Raw genomic sequence first — 25,783 nt, forward strand, 5'->3', positions numbered from 1 at the left:
TGATGGCCCGCCTGCTCTGCCTGCTTGCCGCGCTGCTCCTGCCGCTACCCGCGAGCGCCCAGGTCATGCTCTCGTTCCAGAGCTTCAACGGCTCGATGTTCGGCGGACGTTTTCCGCACACCTTCGTCGTGCTCCAGGGCACGCTCGAGGCCACCGGGGCGAAGATCGACGAGAACTATGGCTATTCGGCCAAGTCGGCGACGCCCGCGGTGCTAGCCGGTCCGGTCGAGGCGATCGTGATGGTCGAACCGCCCAAGTACGTGACCGGCACCAACCGCCACTTCACCGTGCCGATCAGCGACGCCACCTACTGGGCAATCCGCGCCGAGGTCGCCAAGTGGCGCGATGCCCCCGGCAAGCAATACCGGCTCGACCAGCACAACTGCGTCTCGTTCGTCGGCAGGATCGCCCAACTGGCGGGAATCGTGGTGGATTACCCCAAGGGCCTGATGCGCAAGCCCAAAGCCTGGCTCAACCACATCGCTGCGCTGAACCCGCAGTTGGGGGCCAAGCCGATCAAATAGCGACGGGCATTTGCTGGCTGGCGCAATGAAAGCCGCCGCCTCCCGCGAGCACCGCGTCGGCCATCAGGCCTAGGGTTTGGCGCCCCGGAAACAGCGCGGCGACCGCGGCGACCCCGTCCGCGTCGTGGGCCGAGCCGAACACGGGGACGACAACCAGTCGGGTGGTGATCACGAAGTTCATATAGCTGGCCGGCTGGACCGCGCCGCCCCATTCGATCCGCCCGGGCGAGGGGATTTCAGCGATTGCCACGCCGAACCCCCGGGCCCGCTCGTGCGCGTCGGCATAGATCGCGGCGTTGGGATCGTCGGGGCCGGTGGCTACCAGCAGCGCCATGCGGTTCGGCGCTACGAAGCGGGCCAGGTTGTCGACGTGGCCGTCGGTGTGGTCGTTGACCAGTCCTTCGCCCAGCCACAGCACCCGATCGAAGCCGAGGTCGATCGCCAGCCGGCCCTCGATCTCCTGGCGCGACAGGCGCGGATTGCGGTTCGGGTTGAGCAGACACTGCTCGGTGGTAACCACCAACCCGGTCCCGTCGCCATCGATCGCTCCGCCTTCCAGGATCCAGTCGGCGGTCGTCACCGCCAGCCCGGCGTCGCGCGCCAGTTCGCCGCCGATGCTCTCGTCGCCGGGCATAAGATACTTTCCGCCCCAGCCGTTGAACCCAAAGCGCAGCGCCGCGCGGCCGTCGGCCAGCACCAGCGGCCCGGTATCGCGCAGCCACACGTCGCCATAGACGCGGCGTTCGAGCCGCACCGCCGAACTCGTCAGCTCTCGCGCCCGCGCCTCGTTGGCCGCGTCGCGGACCAGCAACCGCACTTCCTGTCCGCTCTCGGCCACCGCGTTGGCGAACGCCGCGATCTGCTCCTGCGCGCGGCCCAGCTTGCCCGGCCACTCGTCGGCATCATGCGGAAAGCCGATCCACAGCCAGCGCTGCGGATGCCATTCAGGGGGCATGACGGGTTTTGACATATGTATATTCTCAAAATATACTTCGAATCGACATCAAGGGAAGTTCGATGGGAAAGTACGAGCCGCTCACCCACTATCTGGAAAACCTTTCCGATGAAATCTGGGACGCACGGTTTGCTGACGTCGAACGCGTGCTCGGCTTTCCGTTGCCGGCTAGCGCGTACGAATATCCTGCCTGGTGGGCCAACCAGGAACCCGGACACAGCCAGACTCGGGGATGGCGCGATGCCGGGTGGGAAACCGGTCGGGTCGATCTTGCGGGCAAACGACTTCGCTTCGTCCGTCGAGCTCGGCAGGCCCGTTCGCAGGAATCGGCGCGGAGCGATCCACAAATGGCCGATTTGTGGGAGCGAGCGCGTCGGATCAGCGGCATCGATGACCACGACGCCTTGCTCAAGGCCGCGCTCACCGCCTTCGTCCGGCGAGAGGCGGCCAAAGGGTTGGTTGCCCTTGGTGGGACGATGCCCGATTTCGCGATCCCGTCACGCGAAAGGCCCGTCCTTTGATCCTCGTCGATTCGTCGGTCTGGGTCGCTCACCTGCGAACCGAGGATCGGCGCCTGACCCAATTGATCGTCGAGGATCGGGTCGTCCATCATGCCTTCGTGACCGGAGAAATCGGCATGGGCAGCTTTTCTTCGCCCGCCGCAAGGTCGCAGGTGGTCGAGTTCCTTCGCGGACTGGAACCCGCCGTCATCGTTGGCGAGACGGAGTTTCACGATTTCGTTTCGGCGAAGCAGCTTTATGGGACGGGAGCGGGCTTCGTGGACTGCCATCTGCTGGCAAGCATCGCCTGTTCCCCGGAGGTGAGCCTGTGGACCACCGACAGCCGTTTGGCGATCCAAGCCCGCCGCATCGGAGTTGAACTCTACGGCTGATTCAACACCCGCCGGGGCCGGCGGCGCAGCTCTTGTCACGCACCGCGCGGAACTCGTCGCCGGGATACCAGTTGGGCCAGGTCGTGCCCTCGGCCAGCGTCCGCCCGAGGCGATAGAGCAGCTCGGTTTCCTGAGCGATCCCGGTGAAGTTCCAGTCGGGCGAATATTCGTCGCCGGGCTGGTGATAGCGGTTCTTCGTGTAGTCGTCGGCCGCCGCCTTGCCCGCCTCGATCCCGCCCTCGACCAGATCGAGCCCGCGCCCGACGCGGAACATCGGCACACCGCGCTTGGCCAGGCTGAAGTGGTCGGAGCGGTAATAGCCGCCGCGTTCGGCATATGCCTCGGGCGAAAGGCGCAGGCCCATCGTCGCCAGCGTCTGCCGGAGAATGCCCGTGAGCTCCGACTTGTCGCCCCCGGTCGCGGTCACGTCGCGCGATGGGCCGATCGGCGCGAGCCCGTCGATGTTGACCCCGCCCACCGTCCGGTCGAGCGGAAAGACCGGGTTGCGCGCATACCATTCCGACCCGAGCAGCCCCGATTCCTCGAGCGTCACCGCCGCGAACACCTGGCTGCGCCGGGCCGGGCCGGCGCGGTGGTTCATGTCGGCGAGTGCAACCAGCCCGGCGATCCCGCTCGCGTTGTCGACCGCGCCGTTGCAGATGTCGTCACCGGTGTTGTCGGCGTTGCAGCGCCCGAGATGGTCCCAGTGCGCTGTGGTGAGAACGTATTCGTCCTTGCGCGTCGTCCCCGGCAGGATGCCGATCACGTTGTGCGAGACGCCCGTCTCGATCGTGTTGGCAAAGCTCAGGCTCGCCTTGAGCCCCAGCGGCACCGGCTTGAAGCCCTTTTGCCCCGCTGCGGTGGACAGTGCCGCCAGGTCCTTGCCTGCCGACGCCAAAATCGCCTCGGCCACCGGCTTTTGGATCCAGGCGTTGGCCTGCGTCTCGCCCATCGCGTTATCGGGGCGCCGGACGTAGTGCTGGGTGTTGGTCCAGCTCGAGTTGACGACGTTCCAGCCATAGGCTGCGGGGAAGGTGTCGTGGACGATCAGCGCGGCGGCGGCGCCCTGGCGCGCGGCCTCCTCGAACTTGTAGGTCCACCGCCCGTAATAGGTCATCCGACGGCCCTTGAACGGCCCGTCCTCGCCTTCCATCGCGTAGTCGGGATCGTTGACCAGGATAACCGCAGTCTTGCCCTTCATGTCCAGCCCTGCATAGTCGTTCCAGCCCAGCTCGGGGGCGACGATGCCGTAGCCGACGAAGACCATCTCCGAATCGGCGATGCGGGTCTGTGGCGTCACGCGATAGCTGCCCGCGACGAAATCGCTGCCGTAGGCGAAGCGCAGCGGCTTGGCCCCGCCGCCGCTGACCGTCAGCGGCGAGACGTCCTTGGCTGTAATGTCCACCGTGGGCACTTCCTGGAGCCACTGGCCGTTGCTGCCGGGCTCAAGCCCCGCCGCCTTGAACCGCGATATGATCTCGGTGATCGTCAGGTCTTCGGCGCGCGCGCCCGGGGCCCGACCTTCGAACTCGTCCGAAGCGAGGCGGGCGATGACTTCGCGCATCAGCGCGACGGGAACGGCAGGAGTGGCATGTATTGCCGGTGCGACGGCGGGCGGCGCGGAAGTGGTGTTGGCACACCCCGCAAGCGTCAAGACGGCTAGCGGGAGCAAATGACGGAACATGGGCGACCTCATGGGCTGGCAGGCTTGGCCGCAGGGGTGACAGACGCGGTACGGCGGCGCAAGCGGTCGCGCTTGAAACCTTCGGGGTGAGCGGGCATCGCCGAGCGATGGCGAATGCGGCCCTGTTCAGCGACGCGATCGAGCGGGCCCGCAGCCATGCGCCGTTCCTGGCGAGTGCGCTCGATGTGTTGCCCGAGCTCCGCGAAACGCTCGCCGCGGGCCGGATCGACGAGGCGCTGCTGATGGCGCGCGCAGCGGGCGACGACGCACCCGATCTTGGGGTCGCGCTGCGGCGAGAGCGGCTGGCCTTGGCGCTGGCCCTGGCGATCGGAGATCTGGCGGGCGCGCTGCCGCTGGCGCGTGTGGTCGAGGAGTTGTCCGCATTCGCCGACCGGGCGCTCGATGCGGCGATCGCCGACGGTATCCGCCGCCGCGTGCCCGATGCCGAACCCGCAGGGTTTTCCGCGATCGCGCTGGGCAAGCACGGCGCGCGCGAACTCAACTATTCGTCGGACATCGACCCGATTCTGCTGTTCGATCCCGCGACCCTGCCGCGCCGCGACCGTGACGAGCCGGGTGCGGCGGCGCAGCGGGTCGCGCGCGCGGTGGTCGAGACGCTCGGCCGGGTCGATGCCGAGGGCTACGTCTTCCGGGTCGACCTGCGGCTGCGCCCGGCGAGCGAAGTCAGCCCGCTGGCGCTGCCGTTCGAGGCGGCTATCGGCCACTACGAATCGAGCGCCCTGGCGTGGGAGCGCGCCGCCTTCATCCGCGCCCGCGCCGCTTCGGGCGATATCGCCGCGGGGGAGGATTTCTTGCGCACGATCCGCCCGTTCGTGTGGCGGCGCAGCCTCGATTTCGGTGCGATCGATGAAATCGGGCGGCTGACGACGCGGATTCGCGGGGCTTACGCCGGCGGCCAGGCGGTCGGTCCGGGCTATGATCTCAAGCGCGGGCGCGGGGGCATCCGCGAAATCGAGTTCTTCGCCCAGACCCACCAGTTGATCCACGGCGGCCGCCGTCCGGAACTGCGCCTACGTGGCACCCGCGCCGCGCTCGACGCGCTGGCCGAGGCAGGGATCGTCGCTGGTGAAGATGCCCGGATCCTGGGCGAAAGCTACGACCGGCTGCGCACGATCGAGCACCGCCTGCAGATGGTCGCCGATCAGCAGACCCATGCGTTGCCAGCCGATGCGGAGGGGCTCGATGGCGTCGCGCGGCTCGACGGGCTGGCCGGCGGTGGCGTGCTGATCGCCGAGCTGGCGGCGATTTCCGAGGCGGTGGGCGCGCGGTTCGATGCGCTGGTCGCCAGCTATGCCGCCAGTCAGGCGCCCGCCGCTTACACCCCGGCACCGACCGACCCGTTCGCGATCCGCGCCGCGGGGTGGACCGGTGACCGTTTTCGCGCCTTGCGCTCGCCCGAGGCGCGCGAGGCGTTCGCCCGGATCCTGCCCGCGCTGTGCGAGGCGCTGGCGGGAGCCCCCGACCCCGAGCGCGCGCTCGTCCGCTGGGAAACGCTGCTGGCCGCGCTGCCGAGCGCGATCAACGTGTTCCGCCTGCTCGAAGCGCGGCCTGCGCTGCTCGCGCTGCTGGTCCGCATCCTTGCGCATGCCCCCGGACTGGCCGACGAGTTGACGCGGCGGGTCGAACTGCTCGACCCGCTGATCGATCGCAGCGCGTTCGATCTGCCCGGCAGCGTCGCCACCATCGCGGCCGGGCTGCTCCCGCACGAGCGCGGCGCCGATTACCAGCAGGTACTCGATACCGTCCGCCGCGAAGTGGGCGAGCGCCGGTTTGCGCTGGGCGCGCAACTGGTCGAGGGCGCCAGCGATGCGCTGGCGGTGGCGGGGGCCCTGTCGCGGATCGCCGAAGCGGCGATCGCCGTGCTGGGGGCCGCCGCGGTCGCCGAGTTCGAGGGTATCCACGGCAAGGTGCCCGGCAGCCGCCTCGCGATCTTGGGCCTCGGGCGGCTGGGCGGCGGCGCGCTGACTCATGCCTCCGATCTCGACCTGGTGTTCCTCTTCAGCGGCGAGCACACCGGCGAGAGCGACGGCAAGCGTCCGCTCGGCGCGACGCTCTATTTCAACCGGCTCGCCCAGCGCGTGATCGCCGCGCTTTCGGTGCCGACTGCGGCGGGTGCGCTCTACGAAGTCGACGTGCGCCTGCGCCCGTCGGGCGCGCAGGGGCCGATCGCGGTCAGTTTCGCCAGCTTCGCGCGCTATCAGCGCGAAGAAGCATGGACCTGGGAACACATGGCGCTGACCCGCGCGCGGGCGGTCTTCGGCACCGACGAAGACCGCGGCGAACTCGACGCGGTGATCGGCGCGGTCCTGGCCAAGACCCGCGATGACGCCGAATTGCGCGGCGAAGTGCTGGCGATGCGCGCCGAGATGGCCGCGCACAAGCCGCCCCGCGGCAGCCTCGACGCCAAGCTGTCGCGCGGCGGGCTGGTCGATCTCGAATTCCTTGTCCACTTCCTTCAGCTGCGCGACCGCGTGGGACTGACCCCCGATCTGGGCGCGGCCTGCGATGCCCTGGCGCAAGCGGGGGTCCTTGCCGCCCAGGTGCGGCGCGCGCACGATCTGATGACCCGGATGCTCGTCGCCGGGCGTTTGTTCGCCCCCGATGGCGATTACCCGCCCCCCGCCAGCCGCGAGCTCGTCGCCAGGGCAGCGGGTTGCGCCGGGTGGCAAACGCTGCTGGACGAATTCGCCGCGGCGCGCGAAACCGTCGCGGGCGAATGGCTGCGGGTGTTCGGCAGCGCGCTGGAGATCGATCGATGAGCAGGCAAACGGATGTGGGCGAGGCGATGCCGGACGTGGCGATGACCGGCGCGGACGGGCAGGCGGTTTCGATCCGCGATTTCGCGGGCCAGAAGCTGGTGGTGTTCTTCTACCCCAAGGACGACACGCCCGGCTGCACCATCGAGAACCAGGACTTTTCGAATCTCGGCCCCGAATTCGCCAAGGCGGGGGTGGCGCTGCTGGGCGTGAGCAAGGATCCGCCCGCCAAGCACGCCAAGTTCGTGGCCAAGTACTGCCTGGTGGCGCCGCTCGCCTCGGATGCGGAAACCGGCGGCCTGTCCGACGCGCTCGGCATCTGGACGGAAAAGTCGATGTACGGGCGGAGCTACATGGGAATGGAGCGGACCACCTATCTGGTCGACGCGAGCGGCAGGATCGCGCGGGTTTGGCGCAAGGTGAAGGTCAAGGGCCACGCCGCCGAGGTGCTGGAGGCGGCGAAAGAGCTTTGATTTCCGTATCCGCCGCGATCCGTGCGGCGCTGCTTACCGCCGAACCGCAGGCCAAGGTCCGCGCGACCCGCGAGGTCGCCCGGCGCTGGCGGCGCGGCGACCTCGCCTTCGCGTTCGACACCGCGATGCCCGATCGCCCGGCGCGGCCGCTTCGGCCCGCGTTGCTGCCACCCAATGCGATGCCGAAACGCGGCCGCGCGCAGTCGCTCAAGGGCCGGATCGCCTTGATCCACGCGCTTGCCCACATCGAATTCGTGGCGATCGACCTGGCGCTCGACATGGCGGGACGCTTCGGTGGGGCCATGGAGCCGCGCTTCACCGGCGAGTGGCTGGCGGTCGGCGCGGACGAGGCGATGCACTTCGCCTTGCTCGCGCGCCGGCTGGCGGCGTTGGGTAACGCCTACGGCGATCTTCCCGCGCACGACGGCCTTTGGAAAGCGGCTTCGGCGACCCGCCACGACCTGGCCGCGCGGCTCGCGATCGTGCCGATGGTGCTCGAGGCGCGGGGCCTGGATGTCACCCCGCCGATGATCGAGCGCACGCGAATCGCCGGCGACGAGGCAACGGCGCGGATCCTCGAGCGCATTTTTTCGACGAAATCCGCCATGTGCGGTGCGGCACAGCATGGTTTGGGAAAGTCTGCGAGATGAGCGGACGTGACCCCGCTGCCACTTGGCAAGGCCTCGTCGAAATGCATTTTCGCGGGGGCCTGAAGCCTCCGTTCAACGACTCAGCGCGTCAGGCAGCCGGTTTACCGCGCGAATTCTACGCCGGTATTGCTTTGTAAACCATCCGCCGGGATACCCCAACTCACGAGATGGCGGGGGGTTCCGATCTATCTCAAAAATTAATGTCACACCGCGGCGGCGTGCCGTGGCGGGGTGATCCTAATGCCACGCAACGGGGGTTGCTGCGGCCCAAGTCGTTGAAACATCAACGGCAAACGGTCGAGATAGAATGGAACTGGTCGCACATGTTCACTTTTCTGATCCGTAAGGGCCTGGGCGCCATTGCCGCTCTCGCGATTACGGTCTCGGCCAACCCGGCCCTCGCCAACTCCGCTGCCACCGCAGACATCGCCGCTCCGCTGCGCGCCGCGCAGGCCGAAAAGCCCACCGCGCTCGGCAACCGCGACGAACAGTTCAAGGCCCTGTTCAGCCGCTGGCAGTCGATGGACGGCGGCGCTGCCACCACCAAGTCTTCGGTTTCGATCCCCTCGCTGATGCCGGTCGACGGGGTCCACCTCAGCAGCGACTACGGCATGCGCGTCCATCCCGTTCTGGGCGGCCGCCGCCAGCACAAGGGCATCGATTTGGCCGGTCCGATCGGCACCCCGATCCACGCCGCCGCCGATGGCGTCGTCAGCCGCGCCGACTGGTTTTCCAGCTATGGCCTCTACGTCAGCCTCGAGCATGGCGGCACTCTCCAGACCCGCTACGGCCACATGTCGCGGCTCAACGTCGCTGCAGGCCAGCGCGTCCACAAGGGCGACGTGATCGGCTACATCGGCACAACCGGCCGCTCGACCGGCCCGCACCTCCATTACGAAGTCCGCATCGCCGGCGAAGCGGTCAACCCGGTACCCTACCTTCAGGCGGGCGCTTATCAGCAGGCGTTCGCGTCTGCCGACCCGACCCTGGGCCAGGGCGGCGAGTAAGAATTCGGCGCACCGCGCCGCAACCTAATCGCATCGGAGAGGGTGCGTGAGATAAGGGGCGGCAGCCGCAAACGCGGCGCCGCCCTTTTTCGTGCCCGCCGAAGCCTGCCAGCACCTTTATCCTTGGCTGACTTTAATCGAACGATTAAACCTCTCCTGAATCGCGGCTCGAAGCGCGCATCGAAACTGGAGAGATCATGCACCCGTCGGTTCACGCGCGCACAAATCCGGAAAAACCCGCGGTCATCATGGCGGGGAGCGGCGAGACGATCAGCTATGCCGAACTCGACCGGCGATCGAACCAGGTGGCCCAGTTGCTGCGTGCGCGCGGGATCGGTATCGGCGATACCGTGGCGATGTGCCTCGAGAACCATCCGTGGTTCTTGTGCCTCGCCTGGGGCTTCCAGCGCGCCGGGGTCCACTATGTCGGCATCTCGAGTCGCCTGACGGCCGCGGAGATCGCCTACATCCTCGAGGACAGCGGTGCGTTGTTGCTGTTCGGATCGGCCTATCTCGCCCCAACGCTCGACGAGCTGGTGCGGATTGCGCCGCAAATTCCACAGCTGCGATTCGATACCGCCGGGGAAGCGAGCGCCGAGGCCGCGATCGCCGCGATGCCGGGCACGCCGATCGCCGACGAACGTGCGGGTACCGACATGCTCTATTCGTCTGGCACCACCGGCCGGCCCAAGGGGGTCAAGTTGCCGTTGCCCGACGATCCCGCGATCGACGCCGGCAATCTCCTCGCCCAGTTGGTCGCCCAGGCCTACGGCCTGTCCGACCAGACCGTCTATCTGACCCCCGCGCCCCTGTATCATGCCGCGCCGCTGCGCTGGTCGATGACCCTTCAGCGGCTCGGTGCCACCGTCGTGGTACTCGAAAAGTTCGATGCGGAAGCCACCCTGGCGACGATCGAACGGTATGCGATCACGGCCGGACAGTTCGTTCCGACGCATTTCGTACGGATGCTCAAGCTGCCCGACGCAATCCGCGCCAAGTACGACATTTCCACCATCCGATGCGCAATCCACGCTGCTGCTCCCTGCCCGGTCCCGGTCAAGCACGCGATGATCGAATGGTGGGGTCCGGTGCTCTACGAATACTACGCCGGAACCGAAGGCAACGGATCGACCTTCATCACCAGTCCTGAATGGCTGGGCAAGCCCGGCTCGGTCGGGCGGGCGCTGTCGGGCATCCTCCACATCTGCGACGAACAGGGAGACGAGGTCCCGCCTGGCGCCGAGGGACAGATATTCTTCGAGCCGACCGACCCGTCGGTGAAACCGTTCGAATATCACAACGATCCGGTCAAGACCGCCGAGAGCCGCAACAAGCACGGCTGGACCAGTCTCGGCGATGTCGGCCGGGTGGACGACGACGGCTACTTGTTCCTCACCGACCGCAAGAGCTTCATGATCATCTCGGGCGGGGTCAACATCTATCCGCAGGAGATCGAGAACCTGCTCGTTACGCATCCCAAGGTCGCCGACGCGGCGGTGGTAGGCGGACCCGACCCGGACATGGGCGAGCGCGTGATTGCGGTGGTCCAGCCACTCAACATGGCCGATGCGGGGCCGGCGCTCGCCGAGGAATTGAGCGCGTACCTTGCCTCGCAACTGTCGCGGCTCAAGCTGCCCAGGCAGATCGATTTCATGGAACAGTTGCCGCGCGAAGCCACCGGCAAGCTCTACAAGCGCCACTTGCGCGACGCCTACTGGGCGGCAGCCGCCAAAGAGACCGCTTGATGGCCGCGATAGTGCCGCCGGCCGCCTCACCCGAGGTGGCCGGCGCGGTGATCGACCCCAAGTCCTACGCCGCGTGGGACCCGCTGCTCGACCTGTTCGATACGATTCGGAGCCAAACCCCGGTGCTGCGGATCGAACTCGCCGACGGCAGCATCGAGCCGTTCTGGTTGGTCACCCGCTACGATGACGTGATGCGGATCTCCAAGGACAACGCGGGCTTCCTCAACGCGCCGCGACCGACCGTGCTGACCAGCAAGGCGGGCGAGGCGCTGGCCCGCGCGGTCACCGGGGGCAGCCCCAACCTGGTCAGCTCTCTGGTCTCGCTCGATGCGCCGATCCATCCCAAGTTGCGCCGCCTGACCCAGGACTGGTTCATGCCGAAGAACCTGGCACGGATCGAGGCCGACATCCGCGATCTGGCGCATCGCACCGTCGATCGGCTGATCGCGGCGGGCGGCGAGGTCGATTTCGTCAAGGAGGTCTCCGCGCCCTATCCGCTCCACGTGGTGATGCAGATCCTCGGCGTGCCCGAGGAGGATGAGCCGCGGATGCTGTTCCTTACCCAGCAAATGTTCGGCGGGCAGGACGAAGATCTCAACAAGTCCGGCGTCGCCGATCTGCCGCCGGAACAACTCCTCCAGATCGTGGTGGGGGCGGTGCAGGACTTCGAGCGCTATTTCGACGGGATCGCGCAAGCGCGGCGGGCGAACCCGACCGAAGATGTCGCCAGCGTGCTGGCGAACGCCACCGTCGACGGCGAACCGCTCAACCCGCGTGAGCTCGCCGGCTATTACATCATCCTCGCCGCCGCGGGACACGATACGACATCGGCCTCGACCGCCGGGGCGATGCTGGCGCTGTCGCGCGATCCCGAACAGTTCGCGCGGGTAAAGGCCGATCGCAGCCTGCTTCCAGGCATCGTCGAGGAAGCGATCCGTTGGACCACCCCGGTCCAGCACTTCATGCGGATGAGCGCGAACGATACCGAAATCGCCGGGGTGCCAATCGCGGCCGGCGACTGGCTGATGATCAACTATGTCGCCGCCAACCACGATCCCGCGGTGTTCGAGAACCCGCGCCGGTTCGATGCGGCAAGAAGCCCGAACCGCCATCTCGCCTTCGGCGCGGGCGCGCACCAGTGCCTTGGCTTGCATCTGGCGCGGCTGGAAATGCGCATCCTGTTCGAAGTGCTGCTCGACCGGATCGATAGCGTCAAACCCGCGGGCGATGCCAAGCGCGCCAATTCGACGTTCGTCGGCGGGCTCAAGACGCTGCCGCTGAGGATCGAGGCAGCCGTTTCCGTCTAGCGCTCCCTTTCCCTCCGAATCGGCGCGTGGTATCGCCCGGATCGTCGCACCCCATCCACGGGAGACGCAGCGTGACCGACTCGACCGACGGCGCGGCGCGGATTCGGCCCTGAGCGATGTTGCTCACCTCCTTTCGTGACGGTGAAGGCTGCAAATCGTACATCATCGGCTGCGAGGAGAGCTGCGCCGCGGCGATCATCGATCCCGCGCTAGACCAGGTCGACCGCTACCTCGGCGAGATCGCCAAGCAGGGCTTGCGCGTGCGTTACGTGATCGACACGCACACCCACGCCGATCATTTTTCCGGCGCGCGCGCGCTGCGCGGTGAACTTGGCGCGCCGATCGTCATGCACCGCTTCGCGCCGGCACCGTACGTCGATCTGCGCGTCGAGGACGAGCAATCGCTGCCGCTCGGCGCGCTGCGTCTGCGCATTCTGCACACCCCCGGCCACACCCGCGATTCGATGGCGATCTATGTCGCCGGCCATGTCTTCACCGGCGATACGCTGCTGATCGGCGGGACCGGGCGCAGCGACCTGCCGAGCGGCGATCCCGAGCAGCTTCACGCCAGCCTATTCGGCAAGCTGCTGTCGTTGCCAGACGAGACGCTGGTTTTCCCGGCACACGACTACAAGGGGCGCGATCATTCCACGATCGGGGACGAACGCGCCGGCAATCCGCGACTGGCGCAGTCCGAGCGCGGCGTCTTCGTCGAACTGATGAACGGCCTCAACCTCTCGGCCCCGACGCATCTGACCGAGGCGTTGCGGACCAACATGTCGGGCGGCAAGACCGTGCGCCAGATGCTGGCGGAGGCGGGCGCTCGCGTGCCGTTCATGTCGATGGACCAATTGCGGCTGCGCCTGGACAAGCGCGCCAACGACTTCATCATTCTCGACGTGCGCGAAAAGGACGCCTTCGCCGCGGGCCATGTCCCGGGGGCGGTTCATCTGCCGCGCGGCCAGCTCGAGCTGAGGGTCAACGACGCCTTGCCCGATCCCGGCGTCGAGATTCTCGCGATCTGCGAGTTCGGCAAGATTTCGACCCTCGCTGCGGCGACCTTGCGCGAGCTGGGCTTCGAACGCGCCGCCGCGCTGGACGGCGGCATGGCGGCCTGGCGTGAACGGGGCCACCCGGTGGAGGCCGCGCCGAGCACCTGAACGGGCGGCGGCGGCCTGTGGGGCCCGCCTTACGAGGCCAGCAACCGCGTCGCCATCGCCCGGACCTCGCCGCGCAAGTCGTCGCGCTCGAGGGCGATCGCCAGGGTGGCCTCGATGAAGCCGATCTTGCTGCCGCAGTCGTAGCGCTTGCCCGCGAAGGTCACCGCGTGGAACGGCTGGGCGCCGATCATCCGCGCCATCGCGTCGGTCAACTGGATTTCCCCGCCCGCGCCCTTTTCCTGGCCTTCGAGCGTGCGCATCACCTCGGGCTGGAGGATGTAGCGGCCCGAGACGATCAGGTTCGACGGGGCGTCTTCGATCCTCGGCTTCTCGACGAGGCCGAGCACTTCGGTAAGCGCGCCGTTTCGCGCCCCTGGGGTGATCACCCCATAGCTCGAAACCTCCTCGTGCGGGACTTCAAGCACGCTGATCAGGTTGCCACCGACTTCATGATAGGCCTCGACCATCTGCTTCATGCAGCCGGGCGCGCCGATCATCAGTTCATCGGGAAGGAGGATCGCGAAGGGTTCGTCGCCGACGATCCCGCGCGCGCACCAGATCGCATGGCCGAGGCCGAGCGGCACCTGCTGGCGCACGGTGGCGAGGTTACCCGGTTGGATTCGCGTCGGCTCGAGTGCTGCCAAGTCCTTGGCCCGTTCGCGCATCGTCGTCTCGAGCTCGAAGGCCATGTCGAAATGATCGATCAGCGCGGTCTTGCCGCGTCCGGTGATGAAGATGATCTGCTCGATCCCAGCCTCGCGCGCCTCGTCGACCGCGTATTGGATCAGCGGCCGGTCGATGATCGGCAACATCTCCTTGGGGATCGCCTTGGTCGCGGGGAGAAAGCGGGTGCCAAGTCCTGCAACGGGGAACACGGCTTTGCGGATCGGCTTGCGTTCGCTCATGGCGCGGTTTGGTAACGGCTCGCGGAGCGGGGTCAACCGCCCCGCTTGTCCGCCGTCCAATTCCCGCTAAACGCCGCTGATGGACAAGATCATCATCCACGGCGGTAAGCGGCTGAGCGGCACGATCCCGGTCTCCGGCGCCAAAAATTCGGCGCTGACCCTGATCCCTTGCGCGCTGTTGACCGACGAGCCGCTGACCCTGCGCAACCTGCCGCGGCTGGCCGACATCGACGGCTTTCAGCATCTGATGAACCAGTTCGGGGTATCCACCTCGATCGCCGGTTCGCGGCCCGAGGATTTCGGCCGGGTCATGACGTTCGAGGCGACGCGGATCACCAGCAGCGTTGCGCCGTACGAGCTGGTCCGCAAGATGCGTGCCTCGATCCTCGTCCTCGGCCCGATGCTGGCGCGGATGGGCGAGGCGACCGTGTCGCTGCCCGGTGGCTGCGCGATCGGCAATCGCCCGATCGACCTTCATCTCAAGGTTCTGGAGGCGATGGGCGCGCAGATCGAGATGGCGGCGGGCTATGTCCGCGCGATCGCGCCCGATGGCGGACTGCCCGGGGGCGAGTTCGATTTTCCGGTGATCTCGGTCGGCGCTACCGAGAACGCGCTGATGGCCGCGGCAACCGCCAGCGGGACGGTCCGCCTGCGCAACGCGGCGCGCGAGCCCGAGATCGTCGATCTGTGCAACCTGTTGGTGGCGATGGGCGCGGAAATCGAGGGAATCGGCCAGTCCGACCTGACGATCCACGGGGTCAAGCGGCTCCACGGCGCGACCTACCGGGTGATGCCCGATCGGATCGAGGCGGGCAGCTATGCCTGCGCCGCGGCGATCACCGGGGGCGAGGTCACGCTCGCCGGCGCGCGGCCCGAGGAGATGAGCGCGACCAGCCACGCGCTGCGCAACGCCGGGGTCCAGGTCGAGGCGGTCAAGGGTGGGTTGCACGTCGCTGCCAACGGAGCGCTCAAGGCGGTCAATCTCTCGACCGCACCCTATCCCGGCTTCGCCACCGATATGCAGGCGCAGTTGATGGCGCTGCTGTGCCGCGCCGAGGGCACCAGCGTGCTCACCGAGACGATCTTCGAGAACCGCTACATGCACGTCCCCGAGCTCAACCGGATGGGGGCGCAGATCGAAACCAGCGGACGCACCGCGATCGTCCACGGAGTGGCTGGAATGCACGGCGCCGAAGTGATGGCCACCGACCTGCGCGCCTCGATGAGCCTGGTGATCGCGGGGCTCGCCGCGACGGGCGAGACGCAGGTCCACCGCCTGTACCACCTCGACCGCGGCTATGAGCGGCTGGAGGAAAAGCTGGCGCTGCTCGGCGCGGACGTGGAGCGGGTCGGCGGCGACTGATCTGCGATTGGCCGATTGATAGAACGCCTTTGTTGCCGCCGGCGTCGCTTGGCCGTAGTTTGACGGAACGGGACGAAGCGGCCTCCCGTCCAGGCGTCCGCGCCCAAGCGTCGCGCTTTTGACAGCGGGTGGTCGCGCCACCTGCGGGAGCGCGCATGACTTCCCACGATATCGCTACTTCGCCCTCGGCCGTTACCTTCGGCGAACTTCTTCGTGTGTTCACCCGCGTCGGCTTCCTCAGCTTCGGCGGCCCGGCGGGACAGATCGCGCTGATGCATCGCGAGATCGTCGACGAGCGCGGGTGGGTCGAGGAGGGCGCGTTCCTGCGCGCACTCAACTTGTGTCACCTGCTGCCCGGACCCGAGGCGCAGCAGCTGGCGACGTGGATCGGCTGGCGGCTCCACGGGGTGCGCGGCGGTTTGGCGGCGGGGATGCTGTTCGTCATCCCCGGCGCGGCGGTTATGCTCGGGCTATCGCTGCTTTATGTCGCGGCGGCCGGGCTTGGCTGGTTCGCGGCGCTGTTCCTGGGGATCAAGGCGGCGGTGCTGGCGGTGGTCGCGCAGGCACTGATCCGCGTGGGCGAGCGCGCGCTGGGGACACGGTTCAAGCTGGCGCTCGCGGCGCTGGCGTTCGTTGCGCTGAGCCTGCTTCACGCCCCGTTTCCGCTGGTGATCCTGGCTGCGGCGGCGACCGGTGCGCTGGTCCACGCCTGGCGGCCCGATTGGCTGGGCAAGCTCAAGGCGCCTCCGCTGGAAACCGCACCTGCCTCGCGGCGGCGCGTCGCGGCGGCGACACTCGGCACGATCGCCGCATGGCTGGCGATCTGGGCCGCGCCGATGGCGCTGATCGCGGTCACGCTGGGGACCGGGCACGTGCTGTGGGACATCGGCGCGTTTTTTTCCAAGCTCGCGGTGGTGACCTTCGGCGGGGCCTATGCGGTGCTGGCCTATATGGCGCAGCAGGCGGTCGAGAACCTGCACTGGCTTCGCGTTGGCGAGATGGCCGACGGGCTGGGGCTCGCCGAATCGACCCCCGGGCCACTGATCATGGTCACCCAGTTCGTCGGCTTCCTCGCCGCGTTTCGCGATCCCGCTCCGTTCACCCCGGTGATGGCGGGAGTGCTCGGCGCGGGGTTGACCACCTGGGTGACGTTCGCGCCGTGCTTCCTGTGGATTTTCGCCTGCGCCCCGTGGATGGACCGGCTCGAGCGGGTGCCGCGGCTCCAAGCGGCGCTGGCGGCGATCACCGCCGCGGTGGTCGGGGTGATCGCCAATCTAGCGCTGTGGTTCGCACTGCACGTGCTGTTCGCGCGGATGTTGCCCTCGGGTTTGCCCGATCCGGCAAGCTTCGACTGGCGCGCGGGGCTGATCGCGATTGGCGCGGCGCTGCTGTTGTTCCGCTTCAATCGCGGCGTGCTCCTCACTCTCGCGCTGGCCGCCTTGGCGGGTTTGGGACTAGGCCTGCTGCATTCGTGAAGCGAGCCAGCCGACCAGCCACAGGCGGATTGCGCTGGCGAGGCCCGGTGGGGTCGGGCTGGCGATTCGCTCGCCATCGATGCGTGCGACCAGGGCGTTGACCGGCACGCCCTCCAGCTTGGCCGCGGTGCGCAAGATTTCCCAGAACAGCGGCTCGAGGCTGATCGAGGTCTTGTGCCCGGCGATCTCGACCGAATGCTTGCGCGGTGGGTGGTAGGGCGTGGTCATGAGCGGTGTTAGTTTACCGCTCAAATCGATCCTACCTCAATACATGTGTTGCCCGCCGTTGATGCTCAGCGTCGAACCCGTCACGAACCCGCCGTTCTCCGAGCAGAGGAAGTTGACCCCGCGCGCGATCTCGCTGGCCTGGCCGAGGCGACCGACGGGAATCTTGGCGACGATCTTCTCGAGCACCGGCGGCGGGACCGCGGCGACCATGTCGGTGTCGATATAGCCCGGGGCGATGGCGTTGACGGTCACGCCGAACTTGGCGCCTTCCTGCGCCAGCGCCTTGGTGAAGCCGTGGATGCCCGATTTGGCGGCGGCGTAGTTGACCTGGCCGTACTGCCCGGCCTGGCCGTTGATCGAGCCGATGTTGACGATCCGTCCCCAGCCGCGCTCGCGCATGCCGGGGAATGTCGCCTTGGCCATGTTGAAACACCCGCCAAGGTTGATCCGCATCACCTCGTTCCAGTCGTCGAAGCTCATCTTGTGGAGCGTGCCGTCGCGGGTGATCCCGGCGTTGTTAATCACCGCGTCGATCGGCCCGACCTCTTCGGCCACCCGGGCGCAGCCATCGAGGCAGGCCTGATGGTCGCCGACATCCCACTTGTAGGCCTTGATCCCGGTCTTTTCGGTGAAGGCGCGCGCCTTTTCCTCGTTACCCGCATAGTTGGCGACAACGGTGAAGCCGTGCGCCTTGAGCCCGAGGCTGACCGCCTCGCCGATGCCGCGGGTACCCCCGGTCACGATTGCCACACGGCCCATCAACAGTCTCCCAAGCTTGGTTATGCCGGGATGACGCTAGGGAATGCGAGGGAAGGGAGCAAGTCGAGCGACGTGAAATCGCAAGACCCGGCCTAAATAGCAACGCTGCCTAGAAGCGGAACTGGGTTCCGACGTAGACCGCCTGGCTATCCTGCGTGGCGTCGGTCAGCGGCGCGACGCGGTCGCGCTCGGACGAATAGCGGACACCAGCGGTAACCGCGAGGTTGCGGGCGACGCGATAGCTGCCGCCGACATCGACCGAATAATCGCCCTGGCCTTCTAGCGTTCGCGGTGCGCGCCCAGGCTTGGCGGTCTCGTCGAGCGCGACGCGCGGGGCGAAGCGCGGGGCATCGCCGCCGGCGGTTCGGTTCTTGCCTGCGCCCCCAGCGAACGCGGCAAGGTCGGGCATGCTGTCGAATTTCTTGATCTCGGGCGCAACGATCGCCCCGGCCAACTTGGGCGCCAGCTTGGGCGCGAAGCTTTCGTATCCGCGGGCGACACCCAGGTTGAATCCGCCCGGAACGATCCGCACCGCGGCCATACCCGGCTGCGCCGCGGCGGCTGCGAGCGCCTGGCGAATCGCTACGGCCCGGGCGGTCTCGCTATCCACGCGAACCGCAACAGTCACCGCGCGATTGGCGCGGCCGTCGCTGGCCGCGGGGGTGAACTTGAACAGCGGGCTGTTGGCGAGGCGATTGATGCTGACCCGCGCCGCCATCCGCGGATCGACCGAGGCTGGAGTGAACGAACCGATGCTGCCGCGCGCCGACAGGCTGACCGGGCGCGAATCGAATCCGCTCGAGAACGCATTGCCGACATCGGGATGCATCAGCAGGCCGAAAGCCAGCGCACCGGCGGCGACAGCGCCCAGCGCCCGCCCTCCTGCCTTGCCCTGACGACCTTGCCCGCGCATCGATTTTGCCCTCAGTCCCCGTTCCGGCTTCTACCGCGAATCGCCGGGATCGTTCCCGGATTCGCCACGCACCTATAGTGGTGTCTCTGACATAGCCTTTTCAACCGAAAAATCCACATTTTCCCGACCGTTCGACCCTTTCGGCATAAGGTGTTGCCCAAGACGCACAGACTCGCCGCAAGGTTCATTCACCGTTCACCCGCGGAACGCCCAAGAAGGCCTTCGGGCGAACGGGCTTGCCGCCCGCGCGCGAGCGATGATAGAGCGCCCCCGAAGCCAGCGACACGCGGTATTGTGCCGCGCTTGATCGCCCACCAAAGAGCAGGATTCCAGCGCGTGACCACCAGCCGAACCTTTGCCCCAGTTTCGCGTGCGCTTTCCTGGCGTACGCTCGGCGTCGTCGCGGCGGCAGCCTTGCTCGCCTCGTGCGGTGGCGGAGGCGGACGCCCCAAGGCCGATCTGGCGGCAAGCAAGGTCACCACGATCGGGGTCAACAGCTATCTGTGGCGCGCAAGCCTGGAAACGCTGTCGTTCATGCCGCTGGTCCAGACCGACAGCAACGGCGGGGTCATCGTCACCGATTGGTACGCCAACCCCAACAATCCCTCGGAGCGGGTCAAGGTCACCGTCTCGATCCTCGACCAGGATTTGCGCGCCGACGCGGTGCGCGTCGCAGCCAGCCGTCAGGTGGCGCAAGGCGGGGGCTGGGTCGATGCCCCGGTCCAGGCCGCGACCGTCCAGAAGCTGGAAGACATTATCCTGACCAAGGCGCGCGATTTGCGGCGCTCCGCGGTCAGGGGCTGAGCGACGGGGCTGCCGAGACCCGGCTCGTTCCGAGCTTGTCGAAGGTCCGTTCTCCTTCTGGCAGTTGCGCACGAGGCGCGAGGCAGCGGACGGTGCTTCGATTGCTCAGCACGAACGGGTCCGGGTGACTGAGATGACCAGCGAACGTTTCGATCCCGCCGCCGCCGACCCGCGCTGGCAAGCCGCGTGGGACGCTGGCCAGACCTTTCGCGCCGATTCCGCGAGCGGCGCCGACGACAACCGCCCGCACAGCTACGTGCTGGAGATGTTTCCATACCCCTCGGGGCGGATTCATATCGGCCACGTTCGCAATTACACGATGGGTGACGTGCTGGCGCGCTACAAGCGGATGCGCGGGCACGCGGTGCTCCACCCGATGGGCTGGGACGCGTTCGGAATGCCGGCCGAGAACGCGGCGATGGAGCAGGGCGTCCACCCCGGCGGTTGGACCCGGGCCAACATCGCGGCGATGAAGACCCAGCTCAAGCGGCTCGGCTTCGCTCTCGACTGGAGCCGCGAACTGGCGACCTGCGAGCCCGAGTACTATGGCCACGAACAGGCGCTGTTTCTCGATCTTTACGCCGCGGGGCTGGTCTATCGCAAGGAATCGGCGGTCAACTGGGACCCGGTCGACCAGACCGTGCTGGCCAACGAACAGGTGATCGACGGGCGCGGCTGGCGCAGCGGCGCGCCGGTCGAGAAGCGCAAGCTCAGCCAGTGGTTCCTGAGGATCACCCAGTTTGCCGACGAACTGCTCGATGGGCTGGGCAGCCTCGACAAGTGGCCCGACAAGGTCCGGCTGATGCAGGAGAACTGGATCGGCAAGAGCCAGGGGTTGCGCTGCACCTTCAAGCTCACCGACAGCTCGGAAGGCATTGAGGTGTTCACCACGCGCCCCGACACAATGTTCGGCGCGAGCTTCGTGGCGATCGCCGCCGAGCATCCGCTGGCGACACGGCTGGCCGAGCACGCGCCCGAACTGGCCGCGTTCATCGCGGCCTGTAAACGCGGCGGGACCACTGCCGCCGAACTCGAAACCGCCGAAAAGATGGGTTTCGCTACCGGGTTGTCGGTTACCCACCCGCTCGACCCGGATTGGCACCTGCCCGTCTACGTCGCCAACTTCGTGCTGATGGAGTACGGCACCGGGGCGGTGTTCGGCTGCCCAGCGCATGACCAGCGCGACCTCGATTTCGCGCGCAAGTACGAGCTGCCGGTGCATCGTGTCGTCGCCGATGGCGAGCACACCGGCCAGGTGTTCACCGGTGACGAGGCTTACACCGGGCCGGGCCGGATCGTGAATTCGCACTGGATGGACGGGATGACCGTCGACGAGGCCAAGCGCGCGGTCATCGCCAGGGCGCAGCACGACGGCTGGGGCGTGGCCCAGACCCAATGGCGGCTGCGCGATTGGGGGGTGAGCCGCCAGCGGTACTGGGGCACGCCAATCCCGTTCATCCACTGTGCCGTTTGCGGCATCGTGCCGGTGCCCAAGCACCAGTTGCCGGTTGTGCTGCCCGAGGATGTCGATTTCCAGACGCCCGGCAACCCGCTGCTCCGCCACCCCACCTGGAAGCGCGTCGCCTGCCCCAAATGCGGCGCGCCGGCCGAACGCGAGACCGACACGCTCGACACGTTCGTCGATTCGAGCTGGTATTTCCTGCGCTTCGCCAGCCAACCCGCGGACAAGCCGTTCGACCGCGCCGAACTGGCCAAGTGGCTGCCGGTCGAGCAATACATCGGCGGGATCGAGCACGCGATCCTCCATTTGCTCTATGCCCGGTTCTGGACGCGGGCGTTGCAGCACATCGGCCTGATCGACTTTGCCGAACCGTTCGCCAGTCTGTTCACCCAGGGGATGGTGACGCACGAGACGTACTCTCGCGACGTCGACGGACGCGAAATTTTCTTCAGCCCCGGCGAAGTCGAGCGATCGGGCGATGGCGCGACCTTGCGTGCGGACGGTGGGCCGGTAGCGATCGGCCGGGTCATCAAGATGTCCAAGTCGAAGAAGAACACGGTCGATCCGGACGAGATCGTCGCCAAATACGGCGCCGACGCGGTGCGCTGGTTCATGCTCTCCGACAGCCCGCCCGAGCGCGACCTGCCGTGGTCCGAGGCAGGGGATCGAAGGCTGCTGGCGCTTCGTCCAGCGGGTCTGGCGGCTCTGCGGACAATACGACGTCGCGGCGACCGGCAGCGACGTCGCACTCGACCGCAAGCAGCACCAGGCGGTCGCAGCGGTCGCCGCGGACGTCGAGGCGCTCGGCTTCAACAAGGCGGTAGCGCAGATCTATGGTCTCGCCAGCGCGATCGAAAAGGCCGCGCCCTCGGCCAGCCGCTCGGCAGCGATCCGCACGTTGCTGCTGCTCGCCGCGCCGATGATGCCGCATCTTGCCGAAGAGGCCTGGGCGCAGATGGGCGAAGCCGGCCTGATCGCCGACGCCGCCTGGCCGCCGGTCGATCCGGCGCTGCTGGTCGAGGACGAGGTCACCGTCGCGGTTCAGGTCCGCGGCAAGCTGCGCGATACGCTGACCGTCGCCAAGGGCACCCCGCGCGAAGACCTGGAGGCGCTTGCCCTGGCCAGCGACAAGGTCCAGCGTGCGCTGGATGGAGCGGCGGTAAAGAAGGTGATCGTGGTGCCCGACCGGCTGGTCAACCTCGTCGCATGAAGCGGCTCGCAATCCCGGCCGCCGCGCTTTTCCTGTGCTCGTGCGGTCTCCAGCCGATGTACGCGGGCGGCGGCAATGGGATGGTTGCGCGCTCGCTCGCCGACGTGGCGGTGCCGGCGATCGAGGGCCAGCAGGGTTGGCTGGTGCGCAATGCGCTGATCGACCGGCTCGGCACCGCAGGCGCGACCGGCGCGCGCTACCGGCTCGAAGTCCGTCTCGACGACAAGCTCGAAGGTCTCGGACTGCTCGGCAACGACACCATCGCGCGCGAGCGGCGGACGTTGCGCGCGCGCTATCAGCTGGTCGACGCGCAGGACGGCAAGGTCCTGCTCGATGCCACTGCCGGGTCGGACGCGGGGATCGACGTGGTCGGTTCCGAATACGCGACGATCGCCGCCGAGCAGACCGCGCTGGAGAATCTGGCGCGGGTGGTCGCCGATCAGATCGTCACCAAAGTTTCGCTGCGGCTGCGTTCAGGCGGAGATAGCGCCAGCAAGTGAAGGCCGCACGATGAAAGCCACCCAGGCCAACTTCGCCGCCACCGCCGCGCGGGCCGCGCGCGAATGCCGGACCTTCTATTTCTGCGGACCCGACGAGGCGGGCGCTCACGATGCCGCACAGGCGATCGTCGCGCTGCTGCCAGCCGGGATCGAGCGGGTCGAACTTGCCGGGGCGGATCTGCGCAAGGACCCGGTGCTGCTCTCGGACGAGGCGCGCTCTACTTCCTTGTTCGGCGGTGCGCGCTACATTTTCGTCCGCACCGCGGGCGACGAGACCAGCGAGGCGGTGGAGAACCTCCTGGCCGACGAAGTCGAGGCCTGCCCGGTGCTGATCGTGGCTACCTCGGCGACCGATAAGAGCCGCGTGGCCAAGCTGCTGGCCGAGCGCAAGGATGCGCTGGTGGCGATGTTCTACGCTCCCGACCTGCCCGCGGTGGCGCAGGCGGTGCGCACGATGGCCGATTCGGCGGGGGTGCGGATCGATGGCGCCTTGGCGGAACGGATCGCCAAGGCCTGTGCGCTCGACACGCGGATGGCGCGCAGCGAGATCGAAAAGCTTGCGTTGTATCTCGACGCCGGGCCGCAGGCGCCAAGGACCGCCGATGCCGAGGCGCTCGACGCGATCGGGGCGAAGAACGAGGACGACGGATTCATGCCGATCGTCAATTGCGTGCTCGGCGGCGATGTCGGGCGCCTGTCGGCCGAGCTGACGCGGCTGCGCGAGCTGTCGCTGAATCCGGTGGGTCTGCTCCTGGCGTTCGAGCGACGGGCGGCGCAGCTCGCCCAGCTTGCGGCGCGGATGGGGCCGCGCGGCGATGTCCAGCGCTTCATGGAGAGCGAACGCCAGGCGCGCCGGGTGTTCTTCCGCGACGCGCCCGATCTCACCAACCAGCTGCGCCGCTGGCGCGGCAAGCGGTTGACCCGGCTGGTCGAACGGCTCGTGGCGCTACATCGCGAACTTATGGCCAACAGCCAGAGCGCCGGGTTGCTGCTAGCCCAGGGCCTAACCGAAATCGCCCGGGCGGCGGCCGCCGTGGAGCGGGTCCGGTAGGTCGGTGAAGACGGCGGCGTCAGTTCTTCTTCGGCACCGCGAAGCTCCCGCTAACGCGCCCGCCGCGGCCCGAGCTCGTCCCCAGCGCCGATGATGAGCCGCCGGCGCGGCCATCGACGCTCGAGACGCCGCTGTTCAGATCGATCACCAGCCGCCCGCCGTTGAGCGTGTCGGCGCCGCGGCGCAGGCCGACATTGCCGACCATGGTGATGATCCGGCGGTTGAAATCGTAGATCGCGACGTCGCCGCGGGCCGTCTCGCTGCCGCGATCGACCTTGACCCCGCCGGTGGCGTCGATCCGCTGGATCGCCAGGCTCGCGGTGTCGGTATAGGCGACCGTGGTCCGCGCCGCGTTGAGCCTGAGATCGCCCTGGCGGATATCGACGTTGCCCGACAGGACCACCCGGTTCTGGCGGTCCTGCAGCTCGATCCGGTCAGCCGAGTAGTTGACCGGCTGGTTGCTGTTGAACCCCGAGATGCCCTGCGCCTGGGCCACCCAGCCCGCTCCGGCGAGCAGAGCCGTGCCTGCCGCGAACCCGGCGGTCAGCGCGCGCAAGGCCAGGGAACGCACAGCGAGGGTCGGGCGGGTGTCCATGGAATCGCGCCTTAACCGCTTGGCGACGCCGGGGGAAGGGCGCTGCCTCATGGCATCCGCATCCGCCCGGGCGTCATCCGCAGCCGAGCGTTTCCATCCAGCGTCACCGTTCGTGCGTTGAGATCGCTGACAATCCGGTCGGCGGTGAAGGTCCCCGCAGGCACTTCGCCGGAGACGCGGCCCCGGCTTGCCATCCGCTGTTTGTCGACATCGATGTCGACGTCCTCGGCGGTCATGCGATAGCCATCGGCGGTGGCGAACATCACGGGGCCGAAGATCCGCATCCGTTGCGCGTCCATGTCGTAGGCGCCGGCGTTGGCGGAGAGCACCGCGGGTCCCTGGGCCAGCAGCATCCGCGCGACCAGCTCCTGCATCGCCACCACCGGGTTGGCGGCGGTGTGCTGGACCGCCGATCCGGCGGTGATCGAGAACGGCCGGCCCTGGTCGTCCTCGCCGCGGTACATCGCGCGATCGACCTTGAGCCGGTCGTCGACCACCGCGACCTTGTTGCGATCGAGCAGGAAGCTGACCTCGCCGCGTGGGCTGAGCGGGCTGAACACCATGATCGCGGCGAGTACGCCGACCGCGGCGGGCAGCGCCACCGCCAGGGTGCGGACCACCCGGTCGTGCGATCCGCCGGGGGTGGCGAAGTTGCGGCGCTTCGAGCGAATCTGGTCGGCCTGGACGGTCATTGCGCCGATGCCTTAACTCGCCGCCGCCTTACTCGTGGCTGAAGATGTCGCGATCGGCCCAGCCGGCCAGATCGAGCAGGGCGCGGGTCGGCAGGAAATCGAAGCACGCCTGGGCGAGCGCGGTGCGCCCCTCGCGCTCGAGCCGGGCAACGAAGATCGCGTGCATCGCGTGGAGATAGCGCACGTCGGAGGCGGCGTATTCCTGCTGCGCGTCGCTCAGCGTGGGGGCCCCCCAGTCGCTCGATTGCTGCTGCTTGGAAATCTCCTTGGCGAGCAGTTCGCGGACGATCTCCTTCAAGCCGTGCCGGTCGGTGTAGGTCCGGGTCAGTTTGCTGGCGATCTTGGTGCAGAACACCGGGGTCGCCATCACCCCGAGGTAGTGATGAATCGCGGCGAGATCGAAGCGGGCGAAGTGGAACAGCTTGAGCCTGGCCGGATCGGCCAGCACGCTGCGCAGGTTGGGCGCGGCATAGCTGCTGTCGGCGGCGAAGCGGACGAGATGCTCGTCGCCGCCGCCATCGCTGATCTGGACCAGGCACAACCGGTCGCGCGGCGTGATCAGCCCCAGCGTCTCGGTATCGACGGCGACCGGGCCGGGGGCGAGCACGCCGGCGGGCAGGTCTTCCTCATGAAAATGAACGGTCATTGGGGC

23 protein-coding genes and 2 pseudogenes are annotated in these 25,783 nt (G+C 67.7%); 16 read left to right on the forward strand and 9 right to left on the reverse strand.

Annotated elements, in window-relative coordinates; all coding sequences use genetic code 11:
- Positions 1-2 precede the first annotated feature (2 nt).
- Positions 3-524 carry a hypothetical protein gene (locus GKE62_RS11345; protein ID WP_230206655.1) on the forward strand — a complete coding sequence of 174 codons (522 nt, stop codon included), beginning with the start codon at positions 3-5 and terminating at the stop codon, positions 522-524.
- On the opposite strand, the gene GKE62_RS11350 is transcribed toward GKE62_RS11345, so the two are convergent.
- Positions 517-1,494 carry an agmatine deiminase family protein gene (locus tag GKE62_RS11350; RefSeq protein WP_230206656.1) on the reverse strand — a complete coding sequence of 326 codons (978 nt, stop codon included), beginning with the start codon at positions 1,492-1,494 and terminating at the stop codon, positions 517-519. The two genes, GKE62_RS11345 and GKE62_RS11350, sit on opposite strands and share 8 nt — an antisense overlap.
- A 47-nt stretch (positions 1,495-1,541) precedes the next feature.
- Here GKE62_RS11350 and GKE62_RS19025 point away from each other — a divergent pair, with 47 nt between their 5' ends.
- Both GKE62_RS19025 and GKE62_RS11360 read left to right on the forward strand, forming a co-directional pair.
- A complete protein-coding gene (locus GKE62_RS19025) occupies positions 1,542-2,000 on the forward strand; it encodes a hypothetical protein (protein WP_230206657.1) in 459 nt (152 codons plus the stop codon).
- Positions 1,997-2,371, forward strand: coding sequence for a VapC toxin family PIN domain ribonuclease (locus GKE62_RS11360; protein ID WP_154692342.1), 375 nt, complete (start codon positions 1,997-1,999; stop codon positions 2,369-2,371). Before GKE62_RS19025 ends, GKE62_RS11360 begins: the two co-directional genes overlap by 4 nt.
- A 1-nt stretch (position 2,372) precedes the next feature.
- Here GKE62_RS11360 and GKE62_RS11365 read toward each other — a convergent pair whose 3' ends face one another.
- Entirely contained in the window at positions 2,373-3,935 is a 1,563-nt protein-coding gene (locus GKE62_RS11365) for a M28 family peptidase (RefSeq protein ID WP_230206658.1), read from the reverse strand.
- A gap of 227 nt (positions 3,936-4,162) precedes the next feature.
- Here GKE62_RS11365 and glnE point away from each other — a divergent pair, with 227 nt between their 5' ends.
- The 7 genes and pseudogenes from glnE to GKE62_RS11400 all read left to right on the forward strand — a co-directional run bounded on the left by glnE (position 4,163) and on the right by GKE62_RS11400 (position 13,174).
- Positions 4,163-6,835 (forward strand): bifunctional [glutamate--ammonia ligase]-adenylyl-L-tyrosine phosphorylase/[glutamate--ammonia-ligase] adenylyltransferase, encoded by a 2,673-nt coding sequence (glnE, locus tag GKE62_RS11370; RefSeq protein WP_154692344.1) that lies wholly within the window; start codon positions 4,163-4,165, stop codon positions 6,833-6,835.
- The gene (locus GKE62_RS11375; protein ID WP_154692345.1) at positions 6,832-7,305 is read left to right on the forward strand and encodes a peroxiredoxin; all 474 of its coding nucleotides are present in this window, start codon (positions 6,832-6,834) and stop codon (positions 7,303-7,305) included. The genes glnE and GKE62_RS11375 overlap by 4 nt, the downstream gene beginning before the upstream one ends.
- Positions 7,302-8,092, forward strand: a pseudogene (locus tag GKE62_RS11380) (ferritin-like domain-containing protein). Before GKE62_RS11375 ends, GKE62_RS11380 begins: the two are co-directional and overlap by 4 nt.
- Before the next feature lie 186 nt (positions 8,093-8,278).
- Positions 8,279-8,962, forward strand: coding sequence for a M23 family metallopeptidase (locus GKE62_RS11385; protein WP_154692346.1), 684 nt, complete (start codon positions 8,279-8,281; stop codon positions 8,960-8,962).
- A gap of 197 nt (positions 8,963-9,159) precedes the next feature.
- Positions 9,160-10,707: an acyl-CoA synthetase gene (locus GKE62_RS11390; protein WP_154692347.1), complete on the forward strand. Its 1,548-nt coding sequence runs from the start codon at positions 9,160-9,162 to the stop codon at positions 10,705-10,707.
- On the forward strand, positions 10,707-12,014 hold the full coding sequence (locus tag GKE62_RS11395; protein ID WP_154692348.1) for a cytochrome P450: 1,308 nt from the start codon (positions 10,707-10,709) through the stop codon (positions 12,012-12,014). Before GKE62_RS11390 ends, GKE62_RS11395 begins: the two co-directional genes overlap by 1 nt.
- Positions 12,015-12,130: 116 nt before the next feature.
- Complete coding sequence (locus GKE62_RS11400) at positions 12,131-13,174, forward strand: MBL fold metallo-hydrolase (RefSeq protein ID WP_154692349.1); 1,044 nt, start codon at positions 12,131-12,133, stop codon at positions 13,172-13,174.
- Between the two features lie 29 nt (positions 13,175-13,203).
- Here the strand turns inward: GKE62_RS11400 and galU are convergent, their stop codons facing one another.
- Positions 13,204-14,079, reverse strand: a complete 876-nt coding sequence (gene galU / locus GKE62_RS11405) for a UTP--glucose-1-phosphate uridylyltransferase GalU (protein ID WP_154692350.1) — start codon at positions 14,077-14,079, stop codon at positions 13,204-13,206.
- Between the two features lie 79 nt (positions 14,080-14,158).
- Here galU and murA point away from each other — a divergent pair, with 79 nt between their 5' ends.
- On the forward strand, positions 14,159-15,442 hold the full coding sequence (gene murA, locus GKE62_RS11410) for a UDP-N-acetylglucosamine 1-carboxyvinyltransferase (protein WP_154692351.1): 1,284 nt from the start codon (positions 14,159-14,161) through the stop codon (positions 15,440-15,442).
- A 155-nt stretch (positions 15,443-15,597) separates the two neighbouring features.
- Positions 15,598-16,917, forward strand: coding sequence for a chromate efflux transporter (chrA, locus tag GKE62_RS11415; protein WP_195908359.1), 1,320 nt, complete (start codon positions 15,598-15,600; stop codon positions 16,915-16,917).
- On the opposite strand, the gene GKE62_RS11420 is transcribed toward chrA, so the two are convergent.
- The 3 genes from GKE62_RS11420 to GKE62_RS11430 form a co-directional block, all read right to left on the reverse strand.
- Positions 16,897-17,145, reverse strand: coding sequence for a ribbon-helix-helix domain-containing protein (locus GKE62_RS11420; RefSeq protein WP_154692352.1), 249 nt, complete (start codon positions 17,143-17,145; stop codon positions 16,897-16,899). The genes chrA and GKE62_RS11420 overlap by 21 nt on opposite strands.
- Positions 17,146-17,181: 36 nt before the next feature.
- Entirely contained in the window at positions 17,182-17,904 is a 723-nt protein-coding gene (gene phbB / locus GKE62_RS11425; protein ID WP_154692353.1) for an acetoacetyl-CoA reductase, read from the reverse strand.
- A gap of 109 nt (positions 17,905-18,013) precedes the next feature.
- Positions 18,014-18,817, reverse strand: coding sequence for a hypothetical protein (locus tag GKE62_RS11430; protein WP_230206659.1), 804 nt, complete (start codon positions 18,815-18,817; stop codon positions 18,014-18,016).
- A gap of 336 nt (positions 18,818-19,153) precedes the next feature.
- Between GKE62_RS11430 and GKE62_RS11435 the strand changes: the two genes are divergently transcribed.
- The 4 genes and pseudogenes from GKE62_RS11435 to holA all read left to right on the forward strand — a co-directional run bounded on the left by GKE62_RS11435 (position 19,154) and on the right by holA (position 23,844).
- Entirely contained in the window at positions 19,154-19,621 is a 468-nt protein-coding gene (locus GKE62_RS11435) for a DUF3576 domain-containing protein (protein ID WP_154692354.1), read from the forward strand.
- 133 nt (positions 19,622-19,754) lie between these two features.
- A pseudogene (leuS, locus tag GKE62_RS11440) lies at positions 19,755-22,293 on the forward strand (leucine--tRNA ligase).
- Complete coding sequence (gene lptE, locus GKE62_RS11445) at positions 22,290-22,793, forward strand: LPS assembly lipoprotein LptE (RefSeq protein ID WP_154692355.1); 504 nt, start codon at positions 22,290-22,292, stop codon at positions 22,791-22,793. The pseudogene leuS and the gene lptE overlap by 4 nt, the downstream one beginning before the upstream one ends.
- A gap of 10 nt (positions 22,794-22,803) precedes the next feature.
- Entirely contained in the window at positions 22,804-23,844 is a 1,041-nt protein-coding gene (holA, locus tag GKE62_RS11450; RefSeq protein ID WP_154692356.1) for a DNA polymerase III subunit delta, read from the forward strand.
- Positions 23,845-23,863: 19 nt separating this feature from the next.
- Here the strand turns inward: holA and GKE62_RS11455 are convergent, their stop codons facing one another.
- From GKE62_RS11455 to GKE62_RS11465, 3 genes are read right to left on the reverse strand one after another with little or no spacing between them, the layout of a single operon-like run.
- Positions 23,864-24,439 carry an LptA/OstA family protein gene (locus GKE62_RS11455; protein ID WP_154692357.1) on the reverse strand — a complete coding sequence of 192 codons (576 nt, stop codon included), beginning with the start codon at positions 24,437-24,439 and terminating at the stop codon, positions 23,864-23,866.
- A gap of 47 nt (positions 24,440-24,486) precedes the next feature.
- Complete coding sequence (locus GKE62_RS11460; RefSeq protein ID WP_154692358.1) at positions 24,487-25,131, reverse strand: LPS export ABC transporter periplasmic protein LptC; 645 nt, start codon at positions 25,129-25,131, stop codon at positions 24,487-24,489.
- A gap of 28 nt (positions 25,132-25,159) precedes the next feature.
- Positions 25,160-25,777 carry a ribonuclease D gene (locus tag GKE62_RS11465; RefSeq protein WP_154692359.1) on the reverse strand — a complete coding sequence of 206 codons (618 nt, stop codon included), beginning with the start codon at positions 25,775-25,777 and terminating at the stop codon, positions 25,160-25,162.
- Between the last annotated feature and the right edge of the window lie 6 nt (positions 25,778-25,783).

The sequence above is a fragment of the Novosphingobium sp. Gsoil 351 genome, assembly GCF_009707465.1.
GTDB lineage: Bacteria > Pseudomonadota > Alphaproteobacteria > Sphingomonadales > Sphingomonadaceae > Novosphingobium.